Below are 12,020 nucleotides of genomic sequence, written 5' to 3'. Positions count from 1 at the left end.
ACTTCCTTTCTGCCATTCTCATCCTGTTGTAAAGGTACTTATTCATGTATAACTTACCCGGAGCTTTAAAAAAGCCATTTCTCTAGTATAGCACACTTCATTGAAACTTTATCCAAATGTCATGGGTTTGTCATGGTTTGTTTGAGAGCGGCGGTTGTTACGACTCTTGAAAAAGGGCATAATAAAATATAGTATTTATGATTCGAACTGGAGGCTGAAGTCATGACCTACAATGATACTTTTATCCGCGCTTGCCGCAAGCAAGCTGTGGATCATATTCCCGTATGGTACATGCGGCAGGCCGGAAGGTATGACCCTGAGTATCGCAAAATTAAGGAAAAATATACGCTGCTTGAAATTTGTCGCCAGCCCGAGTTGGCCGCAGAAGTGACGTTGATGCCCGTCCGCAAGCTTGGGGTGGACGCTGCAATTTTATATTCTGATATTATGAATCCGGTAGCCTCGCTAGGGGTTGATTTTGATATTGTCAAAAATATTGGCCCGGTTATTGATAATCCGATCCGGTCAGCTGCAGACGTAGACAACTTGCGTCCGATTGATGTAGAACGCGATTTGGGTCATATTTTGGAAACCATCCGTATTTTAGACCGTGAGTTGAACGTGCCATTGATTACGTTTGCTGGAGCGCCTTTTACTATTGCAAGCTATTTAATAGAAGGAAGACCCTCCAAGGGATATATTCGCACCAAAGCGATGATGTATGGAGAGCCTGAACTGTGGCGTCGTTTGATGGATAAGCTAGGGGATATGGTTATTACATACGTGCGGGCCCATATCGCTAACGGCGGTAAGGCTTTTCAATTGTTTGATAGCTGGGTAGGTGCACTCTCGCCTTATGATTTTCAAACTTTTGTGTTGCCGACCATTGTACGTATTTTCCATGAGTTATCTGATCTGAATGTGCCTAAAATTTATTTTCCAGGCGTAAGCTCCGGTGAATTGCTTCCGCATTTGAGCGGGGTAAAAGCCGATGTGATTGGACTGGACTGGCGGGTAAGTATACCTGAAGGCCGTCGCCGCTTGGGTAACAATTTTGGAGTACAGGGGAATTTGGACCCTTATGTACTTACTGCGCCGATGAATGTGATCAAGCAGTATGCAAAAACCATTGTAGATGAAGGCATCCTGGAGCCGGGCTACATTTTTAATCTTGGTCACGGCTTATTTCCTGAAGCCTCGCTAGATAAGCTAAGAGAGCTTACCGATTATGTACATGAGTATTCTCGCTCTGTTTTGTCAAAGAACTAAATACAACTAGAAAAGATAAGAGGGATCTGCCAATGAAAACCAAAGTGGGTGTACTGGTCATGTCCTACGGGACGCCGGAGAGTCTGGACCAGGTTGAAGCGTATTATACACATATTCGCCGTGGTCATGCTCCCTCACCGGAGCAGTTGAAAGAATTAAAAGATCGCTACGAAGCCATTGTGGGCGGCGTGTTTCCGTTGCGTCAGAACACAGATCGACAGGTTCACAACCTGCAGGAAACCTTAAACCAGGAAAATCGCAACCCGGACATAGAATTTGTCTGTTATCAGGGGCTCAAACACGCCAAGCCGTTTATTGAGGACGGTGTCGAAGCGATGGTTCAAGATGGCATTCGTACGGCGGTGGGTGTCGTGCTGGCTCCGCATTATTCCGTTATGAGTGTAGGCTCTTACATCAAGCGTGCACAGGCTAAGGCACAGGAACTGGATCTGGCCATATCCTTTGTGGAGAGCTATTATCTTCATCCAAAGCTGATCAAGACGCTGACTGAGCGTGTGAATGCGAAACTGGCGCTTTTTGAAGAAGCGGGAGCCAAGCGGGACGAAGTTCGAGTTCTGTTCAGTGCGCACAGCTTGCCTGAGCGGATTTTGGCTATGGGTGATCCTTATGTGGAGCAATTAATGGCTACTTCGCAGGCTGTTGCGGATAAGGCGGGAATTACCAACTGGCAGTTTACGTGGCAAAGTGCCGGCCGTACAGCAGAACCATGGCTAGGACCAGATATTTTGGATACCATGCACAGTCTGAAGGAAGAGCAAGTGGATTATGTGCTGGCTGCTCCAGTCGGCTTTGTTTCTGATCACTTAGAGGTGTTATACGACCTGGATATTGAAGCACAGGCTTTGGCAAAGGAACTGGATATGCGTTTTCAGCGTATTGATTCACTCAACAGTGACCCACTGTATATGGAGACGCTTAGTGATGTCATCATAGACCAATGGAAAAAGGGATGAGGACATAATGGAGCAAAAGGTACGTAATATTGTAATTGTAGGCGGAGGCTTGACCGGGCTTAGCACTGCTTTTTATACACGGAAAATGTACAAAGAAGCTGGCTACACACCTCGAATTACGCTGGTGGAGAAAGCTTCTGTGCTGGGCGGAAAAATTGAAACATTGCATAAAGATGGTTTTGTCATTGAAAAGGGGCCAGATTCCTTTTTGGCCCGGAAAACGGCTATGATAGATCTGGCAAAAGAGTTGGAGCTGGATCATGAGCTTGTAAGCACGAATCCTGAGGCTAAAAAGACATATATTTTGCATGAAGGTCGGCTTCATCCGATGCCTCCTGGGCTGGTGCTGGGCATTCCAACAGAGCTGAAACCCTTTTTACGCAGCGGCTTGATCTCTTTAGGTGGAAAAATGCGGGCTATGATGGATTTTGTCATTCCGCCTCGTCGTGAACCGGGAGATGAGGCGCTGGGTGATTTTATTGAACGCCGACTGGGCAAAGAAGTGCTGGAGAATGTAACCGAGCCACTGCTGGCGGGAATCTATGCTGCCAACATGAAGACGCTAAGTCTGCAGGCTACTTTTCCACAGTTTGCTGAGGTGGAGCAGCAATATGGAAGCCTCATTCACGGAATGATGACAGGTCGAAAACCTGCTGAAACGCATACAGGTACCAAGAAAAGCGCTTTTTTGACCTTCCGTCAAGGCTTGCAAAGTTTGGTGCATGCATTGCTGAATGATTTGTATGACTGTGATTTACGCACTGGAATTGCTGTTACCGAATTCACAAAGACGACTGAAAATGAAGGAAGTTCCTATCGCGTTATGTTGGACAATGGAGAGACGTTGGAGACAGACGATATTTTTGTAACGACTCCTAACTTCGCTGCTGCGCCGCTACTGCGAGATCATGTAAATGTGACTGCACTGGAAGCTGTAAAATATGTATCCGTAGCGAACGTAGTCATGGCCTTTGATAAAACAGATATTGAAAACGTCTTTGACGGCTCCGGTTTCCTGGTTCCTCGCAAGGAAGGACGTAGCGTGACTGCATGTACGTGGACGTCCGCCAAATGGCTACATACCAGCCCGGACGATAAGGTACTGTTGCGTTGTTATGTAGGGCGAGCAGGTGCTGAAGAAACAGTAGAATTACCGGATAATGAGCTGATTGCGGTGGTCCGCAAGGATTTGAAAGAGATGATGGGAGTTACAGCAACTCCGCTATTCACAGAAATTACGCGACTTCGTCATTCCATGCCGCAATATCCGGTGGGGCACCCACAGGCTATAGCTGATCTGCGGGAAGAGCTGCGCAGTGCGATGCCAGGTGTGTACGTTTTGGGCGCTGGCTATGATGCGATCGGTTTGCCGGACTGTATCCGTCAGGCCAAGGAATGGGCTTCCCATGCTGTTCAAGCGGCACAGCAGGAAGCCGTTAAGGTACAGGTATAAATGTTCGATAATGAACCCTTCGCGATCCAGGCGAGGGGTTCTATTTATATAGAAATTTGATATATAATGGAGAAGGTGTAAAATTCGCCAGCTAATAAGGAATTCATGCATATGTAGTAGCATAGAAGGAGTGAAGAATGTACCCTCCCAGGTCACAGAGAAATGAAGGTCGAAAGAAAGCGAGAAAACCAAAAATAGGCAAGGCTTGGATCATTACGAATCTAGTCTTGCTGCTAATGATCGTAGGCCTTTTCGGTTATTATTACATATTTGAACGCGATAGTAGTGCTTCTCTTGCGGAAAACGCCCAGTATTCGCAAACTAAAAAGAACATCCCAACGGGGTCTGCTAATGATGATGAGTACCCTACTCCCTCAGGAAGTGGAGAAGTTGTTAATGAAACGAAGGAATCTACCGTTCCTGACACAAGCAGTTCTCCCGTGACAACGCCCGACACCAATGCCTCCGAAGGCAGCTCTTCAGGAGCAAAATCATCTTCGGAGAAAGACAGGCAAGCACAGGAGAATTCGCCAAAGAAGGATACAAACAATGATGATGGCAATTCTCCAGCAGTTACACTTCACTTCATAGGGGATGTGCAGTTCTCTGGTAAAGTTGAGCAGCGGTTGGAGCAGAATGGGTTTGATTTTCCATACCAATATCTCGGGAGCTTGTTCCATAAAGACGATCTAACGATTGCCAATCTGGAAACACCGGTGACCACTAATGGCGTTGGAGCGTTAAATAAAACGTATGTGTATAAATCTTCGCCCAAGGCGCTAACTGCAATGGCAGCGGCAGGGATCGATGCTGTAAATTTGGCCAACAATCATATTTTGGATCAGGGGACAAGCGGATTACTGGATACACTGAACTATTTGGATGAAAAGGGTATAGCCCATGCTGGAGCTGGACGCAATGCCAAAGAAGCGTATGCGCCGCATTATTTTGAACGTAACGGGATTAAAATTGCGTTGTTGGGGGCTACACGTGTCATGCCTGAAGCCAACTGGAATGCAGGTGCCCAGCAGCCCGGTGTAGCGGGGGCTTATGATTCGACCGCGATCGTAAAGTCCATTCGTGAGGCACGAAATCAGGCTGATTTGGTGATTGTGGTTGCCCATTGGGGCAAGGAGCGAGCCACTGCACTTGAGCCCCATCAAACTGAGTTATCTCACGCTTTTATTGACGCTGGGGCTGATCTTGTCGTTGGCGGTCATCCTCATGTGCTACAAGGGATGGAGCAATATAAAGGCAAATGGATTGCATACAGCACAGGCAATTTTATTTTTTCTAAATCAACGGTGCCAGCCACCTGGGATACAGCGATATTTCAGGCCACCTGTACCCGGAACGGGGACTGTAAGATGAAGCTGACCCCTTACCGAGTGGACCTGGGTCAACCGATTCCATTGAAGGATGCGGAGGCCAGCAAAATTTTGCAGAAAGTAGCGGCACTGTCACCAAGCAATGTCTCGATAGGTGTGGATGGTATGGTAAGCGTTCAGTAGCAGTAAGAAAGAAATTGTTAATATGGACATGGACGGAACGATCGTATGAGCGACTCCTTTGTGAATGGAGGTCATAACGGGATGAATCATATGTGCGTGGCTCACCGCGGCTTCTCGGGAATTGCTCCCGAGAACACGATGGCAGCCTTTAAGCTTGCACTGGAACAGCCTTTTGTGCACTGGATTGAACTGGATGTACAGCTGTCAAAGGACGGTGTTCCGGTGGTCTTTCATGATTTTACGCTGGAGCGAACGACGAACGGTACGGGACGAGTAAAGGATGCAGACTGGAAAGACTTACAACGACTCGATGCAGGTAGCTGGAAAAATGCACAATATCACGGGGAACCTATTCCGTCCCTCGCCCAAGTGCTTGATCTGTGCCAGGGACGTGTGTCGCTCAATATTGAGCTCAAAACTGCTGGTGATATGTATCCGGGACTAGAGAAAGCCGTCCTTCGTGAAATTATAATGAGGGGGATGGAGGGTGAGGTGGTTTTAACCTCTTTTGAGCGTGCGGCCTTGCGCCGAGCAAAAGAACTGGCACCCGAAATCCGTACCGGGCTGATTATTGATGCGCGTCCAGACGATTTGGCAAAGCAATTAGAAAATTTACAATGTACATTTTTATCTATGGGTTATCCACGGTTGGACCGAAAGCTCTTGAAAGATTTGATCGGGCGGGGGATTACGGTCATGGCGTGGACGGTGGATGACCGGCGTATCATGCGGAGATTGTCCTCATTGCATCCTGAATTGATGATCTGTACCAACTGGCCGGATCGCTGGGAGCAGGTTTTTTTGCTTTCCAAGTCCCGGTTGTGGCACTATATACGTAAACTTATTCGTTAATCAATTGGACTACATACGCAGAAAGGGTGACGGATCGTAATGAATGTGGAAATTCGTAATGTTTATTGTGTCGGACGCAATTATAAGTTGCATGCGGAGGAACTGGGGAATGATGTTCCCTCAGAACCGATGATTTTCTTGAAACCATCTCATGCGGTTGTGCCATTGGATGGTGCTAAGCTGGAGCTTCCTCAGGGTAAGGGAGATATTCATTTTGAAACTGAACTGGTGGTGGCTGTAGGACGTAACTACGAACCAGGCATGACCGCAGATGCGTGTCTGAACGCTTTTGCGTTTGGCATTGATTTTACCCTGCGTGATGTACAAAGTACGCTCAAGAAAAAAGGTCATCCATGGACTGCTGCCAAAGGTTTTAAATCGTCTGCACCTGTGACACCGTTCCTGCCTTTAGAGAGCTTGGACATGCTGGGACAGCAAGATTTTTCCTTATTCAAAAATGGACAAGAGGTGCAGCGTGGGCATATCAAGGACATGATCTTTTCCATCCAGCACATCGTTGAATATATAGCGACTCAATATGGACTGGGTGAGGGTGACATTATTTTTACAGGCACTCCGGCGGGTGTAGGGCCTACAGCGAGCGGGGACCGCTTTGAGCTTTATTGGGGGAGTGACCGTCAGGGAAGCTTCATCATCGGCTAAATCTACAGACGGCATTAATGAAGAAGTTTTTTAAAAAGCCTTGTGAAGGCCGTGTCCTGTGCGAAAGCATGGGGCACGGCTTTTATATAAGCGTATAGCATTGTACAATGATATACAGAACTAAAAGCGAAAAACAGAGATTCATCTCAAATGCGGGGGTATATCATGGACTGGATCATCGGATTACTTTCCGCTGCTGTAGTGGCGGGGGCTGCATTTTATAAAAAATCCTTAACCTTATCCGGCTTTGCTGCGGCTGTACTGATGGGAACTGTGTATTATGGGGCGGGCAACCTGTTTTGGTTCGGCACATTGCTCTTATTTTTTATCACGTCCACTCTATTGTCGAAGTTCAAAAAGGAGCGCAAGGCTGAGCTCGAAAAGTCATATGCCAAAACCGGTAACCGGGATGCAGGACAAGTGTGGGCCAATGGGGGCTTAGGCATGCTACTATGCCTAGGTTATGCGATATGGCCTCATGTTGCCTGGCAACTAGCATTTGTTGGTGTTATGGCTACGGTCACAGCTGATACGTGGGCAACGGAATTTGGAAGCCTGAGTCGTAAGCCGCCTCGTTCGGTGCTTACCGGGAAGGTGCTGGCACCCGGAACCTCAGGAGGAGTATCTGTATTGGGAACGGCTGCGGCCTTGGCCGGTGGCATATTGATCGGTATAGGCGCATGGGGTTTTGGACACGTCGTAGGAATGCCGGAATTGCCATTATGGCTGTGGGCACTGATCGGAGGGTTATCCGGCAGTGCTGGAGCCTTCGCTGATTCCTATCTTGGTGCTACAGTGCAGTTGATGCGTTCCTGTCCAGTGTGCAATCGGGAAGTAGAAGTAGATTCGCATTGTGGTCAAGCGACAGTTTATCTACGAGGCTGGCATTGGATGAGCAATGATCGGGTGAATAGCATCAGCTCTATTTTCGGAGGATTGGTCGCTCTTGCAGGTATCTTCTTTATGCTATGAGCCAGGCTGGAGATCGTTCTAGAGAATAACTGCGTGCTTCAATCATTGTTTCAGGAGGTGCAAAGATGGGGGATATGCACGGAGATAAATATGAAGCTATTTTGGACGCCGCTTACACTGTCTTCGGCACCAAAGGCTTTTATGAAAGCAAAATTTCCGAAATTGCAGAACAAGCGGGTGTTGCTAAAGGCACGGTATACTTGTACTTTAAAAGTAAAGAGCAGTTATTTACAGCAGTCACACGTAGAGATTGCGAACAATATCTATCCGAAATGCAAGGTGCATTAGTCAATCGTACTTTGGGAGAGGGACTGCTGCGGATGGCGAATTTGCATCTCCACTATTATTACAAACGCAAGCAGCATACTAAATTATTTTTTATGACTCCGAATAGTGACCCTGATCTTATGGAGTTTATGCGGGGATTTATTCAGGACTATACCGATCTGGTCAAAAATAAACTGGCGTCAGAGGGTGTGCCGCAGCCCGAATTTCATGCCAAGGCATTCATTGGTATGATGGAACGCCTAAAAATGGATATTTTGTTGAATCAAGATTTCCGTGCATGTGACGTGGATCAGACGGCTGCATTGGCAGCTAATTTATTTATGCATGGCTGTGAGGCCGGAGTACAAAAATTCTGACATGTGGTCTTTTAAAACCGTACTGGCTTTGTTCAGCTAACGGTTTTTTTAATCATTGGCTGTGTCTGTGTTAAAATAAACAAGATGCATCACAAAATTGGGGAAGAGTAGGGAATCTGTAATGAATATTATGACCGTTGAACATATAACCAAAAGCTACGGCGAGAAAATGTTGTTCGAGGATGTTTCCTTTGGTATGGATGAGCGTGACAAAATAGGGGTTGTTGGTGTAAATGGTACTGGCAAATCAACGTTTTTACGTGTAATTTCCGGCCTAGAGCCGCCAGATGATGGTAATATTGCAGTGAACAACGATGTGCGAATTCAGTATCTGGCACAAAATCCGGAGTTTGATCCTGAAATGAAGGTACTCCAGCATATTTTTCATGGCAACCAGCCTGAAATGAAAGCAGTGCGTGAATATACAGAAACGATGGAATTACTGGAATTGAATCCGGGTAGCGAGGAGCTCCAAAACCGCCTGCTGCGAGCAAGTCAGCAAATGGATACGTTCCAAGCATGGCAGCTGGAGAGCGAGGCCAAAAATATACTTACCCGACTGGGAATCACTCAGTTTGAGTCTCGTATGGGAGTTCTCTCTGGTGGTCAGCGTAAACGGGTTGCTTTGGCTGCGGCTTTGATCCAACCTTGTGAGCTGCTCATTTTGGACGAGCCTACCAACCATATTGATAATGATTCCGTTGCGTGGTTGGAGCAATATTTGCAAAAGAGACGTGGTGCGTTGTTAATGATCACGCATGATCGCTATTTTCTGGATAGAGTTGCTAATGTCATGTTAGAGCTGGATCATGGTCGCCTTTTCCGTTATGAAGCTAACTATACCCGTTTTCTGGAGCTGAAGGCAGAACGCGAGGAGCGGGAAGCATCTTCGGAACAAAAAAGGAAGAACCTGCTGCGTAATGAGCTGGCCTGGATTCGTCGAGGTGCAAAGGCACGTTCGACCAAGCAGAAAGCGCGTATTGACCGATATGAGCAGCTTAGGGATCAGCAACCGGAAGCTCGTTCTGGATCTGTAGATATGTCCGTGGCCTCCACACGTCTGGGTAAAAAGATATTGGAGATCGAGCATTTGTCCAAATCGGTAGATTCCCGTAAGCTGATTCAGGATTTGAGTTACATTGCGGTTCCTGGTGATCGTGTGGGCATCCTGGGACCTAACGGTAGTGGAAAATCCACTCTGCTCCAAATGATTGCCCAGCGTGTAGAACCAGATTCCGGCAGTGTTGTATTGGGACCAACTGTGAAACTCGGTTATTTTACTCAAGAACATCAGGAAATGGACGAATCCTTGCGTGTCATTGAATATATTAAGGAAGAAGCGGAAGTGATTCGTACGGCAGACGGTTCGACGATTACAGCTGCGCAGATGCTGGAGCGTTTTCTGTTTGCACCAAGTGCGCAATGGACGGTTATTTCTCGTTTGTCCGGGGGCGAAAAACGTCGCTTGTATCTGCTGCGTGTCCTTATGTCCGCACCAAATGTACTATTGCTGGATGAACCGACAAATGATCTCGATATTCAGACTCTTTCCGTTTTGGAAGACTATCTGGATGAATTCCCAGGCGTAGTTTTTATCGTTTCCCATGATCGTTATTTCCTGGATCGGACCGTGGACAAAATACTGGCATTCGAAGGGAATGGACAGGTACGTGTACATGTAGGCGACTATAGCGAGTATGCAGAATGGATCAGTAAAAATGCACAGCTTTCTGCGAATACGTCTGTCTCGCCGGGCACAGCTTCCTCGAATCGGTCTTCTGCACCTAAGTCTGCGGGTCCTTCCGAATCAGTCAATGGGGCAAATAAACCCAAGCTTAAATTTACCTTTAAGGAACAGCGGGAATATGAGCAGATTGATGAGCTGATTGAACAAGCCGAACAGAAATTGGTCGACATTCAGCGACAGATGGAGGAATCTTTCAGTGATTCGGCACGGTTGCAGGAGCTGATGGCTGAGCAAGCGAAGGCTGAACAGCATCTAGAGTACCAAATGGAACGTTGGACCTATTTGAATGAGCTAGCCGAGCAAATTGAACAAAGTAAATCTTAAAAATAAAAGCAAGTCTCCATTTAGATGGAGGCTTGCTTTTTTGTAGAAGTAGAAGTATGTGCACCTGTTTTCCATGCAGCATAAAATGGTTAGGCTGTTACATAAGCCGCAAGCAGACGGGCAGTGTTTAATACGGCCTGCTTATGCGTGCGCTCCATTGCGTGAGAGGCGTGTACGCCAGGTCCGATCAGTGCGGCACGAATGTTATTGCCTGCTTTAAGCGCAGCCGAAGCGTCTGAACCATAGTGCGGATAAATATCTACCGCATACGGAATATTCAACTCCTTGGCCAGCTCAATCAGACGGGTCGTCATGTTATAGTCGTAAGGGCCTGAGGAGTCTTTGGCACAGATGGAAACGTCCGTTTCCTTGCAGCTCAGATCTTCACCTATGCAGCCCATGTCGACAGCAATCATCTCACTGATTCCTTCAGGTATGTAGGCCGCTCCGTGCCCCACTTCCTCATAGTTGGAAATGAGCAATTTAACAGTATGTCGAGGCTTCCAGCCTCCATGTACAGATGATTCTAATAAACCAAACAGTGCCGCTACGCTGGCTTTATCATCCAAGTGCCGCGACTTGATAAAGCCACTGGGCGTTACGACTGGGCGCGCTTCGAACGAAATAAAATCGCCCACCGAAATACCGAGCTGAAGCACGTCTTCTTTCGACTCGACAAGCTCGTCAATCCGTACCTCCATATGGCTCTCCTTGCGCTCAAAGCTTCGTGCATCATCATAGACGTGTACGGATGGGTGACTGGACAGAATAGTGCCCGTATACGTTTGTCCGCTTCTGGTATGAATAAGGCAGTATTCGTTCTCAATGCTGTTCATCATGAAGCCACCCACAGATGTCAGGCGTAGGGTACCTTGCGCTGTAATCGAACGAACCATCGCCCCCAATGTATCCACATGCGCGCTAAGCGCCACTGTATGGTCCGTTTCTTCACCTTCCAGAGTCAGGATAGCACCACCTTTTGCATTCCATTCGATGGGTACCCCTAGCTTTTCGGCTTCCTTACGAATCAGCTCCATCACATGATGTGTATATCCGCTAGGACTGGGCGTGTTCAAAAGCTGATTTAAAAAGCTCATGATATAGTTTTCATTGAATTGAATTGTCATTTGTTGCTCCTCCTCATTTGGACAACCGATCAGGGTTAGAGGACGGTTGCTCTATACCTGGGTCGGATGTAGACACCGTGCTGGAAGAACCAGTCGTGTCATTGGACACATTCGCGTATGCTTCCACTGCCGATGTGTGCTCTTCTTGTAGTGTATGAAGCTGATTAGTCAGACGCTTGATCTCTCTCTGAAGCCTATATTGACGGAAGATTCCGAAAGAACCGACTATAAGTCCACCTAAAAGAGTGCAACCGAGAATAAGCAGAATCAAAGGAATGCTGACCCTGCTAAACAGAAGGTTCACTTGAACCGAATTGACATTAATAACAGCAAAAACAGCTGTTAACAAAGCTATAACAAGTGCTGCAATCAAAGACCATTGTGTTTTCAAAATGCCACCTCCTCCCGTTACATTATAAAATCCCTTGTCCTCCATGGACAAGGGATTTATCCGTGCATCTTTTTAATGCGGGATTCGAAGTGT

At 47.1% G+C, this 12,020-nt stretch carries 11 protein-coding genes; 9 read left to right on the top strand and 2 right to left on the bottom strand.

Annotation, left to right across the window (positions count from 1 at the left end):
* Positions 1-222: 222 nt before the first annotated feature.
* The 9 genes from hemE (at position 223) to C400_RS0102240 (ending at position 10,409) form a co-directional block, all read left to right on the top strand.
* Positions 223-1,269: a uroporphyrinogen decarboxylase gene (hemE, locus tag C400_RS0102280; protein ID WP_017425856.1), complete on the top strand. Its 1,047-nt coding sequence runs from the start codon at positions 223-225 to the stop codon at positions 1,267-1,269.
* 32 nt (positions 1,270-1,301) lie between these two features.
* Positions 1,302-2,243 (top strand): ferrochelatase, encoded by a 942-nt coding sequence (hemH, locus tag C400_RS0102275; protein WP_017425855.1) that lies wholly within the window; start codon positions 1,302-1,304, stop codon positions 2,241-2,243.
* 7 nt (positions 2,244-2,250) lie between these two features.
* The gene (gene hemG / locus C400_RS0102270; RefSeq protein WP_017425854.1) at positions 2,251-3,696 is read left to right on the top strand and encodes a protoporphyrinogen oxidase; all 1,446 of its coding nucleotides are present in this window, start codon (positions 2,251-2,253) and stop codon (positions 3,694-3,696) included.
* Positions 3,697-3,833: 137 nt separating this feature from the next.
* Positions 3,834-5,207, top strand: a complete 1,374-nt coding sequence (locus C400_RS0102265) for a CapA family protein (protein ID WP_017425853.1) — start codon at positions 3,834-3,836, stop codon at positions 5,205-5,207.
* Between the two features lie 81 nt (positions 5,208-5,288).
* On the top strand, positions 5,289-6,059 hold the full coding sequence (locus C400_RS0102260) for a glycerophosphodiester phosphodiesterase (RefSeq protein WP_017425852.1): 771 nt from the start codon (positions 5,289-5,291) through the stop codon (positions 6,057-6,059).
* Between the two features lie 39 nt (positions 6,060-6,098).
* Positions 6,099-6,722, top strand: coding sequence for a fumarylacetoacetate hydrolase family protein (locus tag C400_RS0102255; RefSeq protein WP_017425851.1), 624 nt, complete (start codon positions 6,099-6,101; stop codon positions 6,720-6,722).
* A gap of 165 nt (positions 6,723-6,887) precedes the next feature.
* Positions 6,888-7,694: a DUF92 domain-containing protein gene (locus C400_RS0102250; RefSeq protein WP_017425850.1), complete on the top strand. Its 807-nt coding sequence runs from the start codon at positions 6,888-6,890 to the stop codon at positions 7,692-7,694.
* Positions 7,695-7,759: 65 nt separating this feature from the next.
* Positions 7,760-8,338 (top strand): TetR/AcrR family transcriptional regulator, encoded by a 579-nt coding sequence (locus tag C400_RS0102245; RefSeq protein WP_017425849.1) that lies wholly within the window; start codon positions 7,760-7,762, stop codon positions 8,336-8,338.
* Between the two features lie 121 nt (positions 8,339-8,459).
* On the top strand, positions 8,460-10,409 hold the full coding sequence (locus C400_RS0102240; protein WP_016819716.1) for an ABC-F family ATP-binding cassette domain-containing protein: 1,950 nt from the start codon (positions 8,460-8,462) through the stop codon (positions 10,407-10,409).
* A gap of 89 nt (positions 10,410-10,498) precedes the next feature.
* Here C400_RS0102240 and C400_RS0102235 read toward each other — a convergent pair whose 3' ends face one another.
* Positions 10,499-11,536 (bottom strand): M42 family metallopeptidase, encoded by a 1,038-nt coding sequence (locus tag C400_RS0102235; RefSeq protein WP_017425848.1) that lies wholly within the window; start codon positions 11,534-11,536, stop codon positions 10,499-10,501.
* 13 nt (positions 11,537-11,549) lie between these two features.
* Complete coding sequence (locus C400_RS0102230; RefSeq protein WP_016819718.1) at positions 11,550-11,972, bottom strand: LapA family protein; 423 nt, start codon at positions 11,970-11,972, stop codon at positions 11,550-11,552.
* Positions 11,973-12,020: the final 48 nt, after the last annotated feature.

The organism is Paenibacillus sp. ICGEB2008 (assembly GCF_000307675.1).
GTDB classification, from domain to species: domain Bacteria; phylum Bacillota; class Bacilli; order Paenibacillales; family Paenibacillaceae; genus Paenibacillus; species Paenibacillus polymyxa.
Note: the sequence above shows the minus strand (reverse complement) of the source record. Positions and strands in the feature narration are given on the sequence as shown.

Bases quoted from the DNA above. Each gene is read 5' to 3' on its own strand.
- C400_RS0102245 (WP_017425849.1), top strand. From the start codon at position 7,760: ATGGGGGATATGCACGGAGATAAATATGAAGCTATTTTGGACGCCGCT.
- C400_RS0102260 (WP_017425852.1), top strand. From the start codon at position 5,289: ATGAATCATATGTGCGTGGCTCACCGCGGCTTCTCGGGAATTGCTCCC.
- C400_RS0102240 (WP_016819716.1), top strand. From the start codon at position 8,460: ATGAATATTATGACCGTTGAACATATAACCAAAAGCTACGGCGAGAAA.
- C400_RS0102255 (WP_017425851.1), top strand. From the start codon at position 6,099: ATGAATGTGGAAATTCGTAATGTTTATTGTGTCGGACGCAATTATAAG.
- C400_RS0102250 (WP_017425850.1), top strand. From the start codon at position 6,888: ATGGACTGGATCATCGGATTACTTTCCGCTGCTGTAGTGGCGGGGGCT.
- hemE (WP_017425856.1), top strand. From the start codon at position 223: ATGACCTACAATGATACTTTTATCCGCGCTTGCCGCAAGCAAGCTGTG.
- C400_RS0102235 (WP_017425848.1), bottom strand. From the start codon at position 11,536: ATGACAATTCAATTCAATGAAAACTATATCATGAGCTTTTTAAATCAG.
- hemH (WP_017425855.1), top strand. From the start codon at position 1,302: ATGAAAACCAAAGTGGGTGTACTGGTCATGTCCTACGGGACGCCGGAG.
- hemG (WP_017425854.1), top strand. From the start codon at position 2,251: ATGGAGCAAAAGGTACGTAATATTGTAATTGTAGGCGGAGGCTTGACC.
- C400_RS0102230 (WP_016819718.1), bottom strand. From the start codon at position 11,972: ATGGAGGACAAGGGATTTTATAATGTAACGGGAGGAGGTGGCATTTTG.
- C400_RS0102265 (WP_017425853.1), top strand. From the start codon at position 3,834: ATGTACCCTCCCAGGTCACAGAGAAATGAAGGTCGAAAGAAAGCGAGA.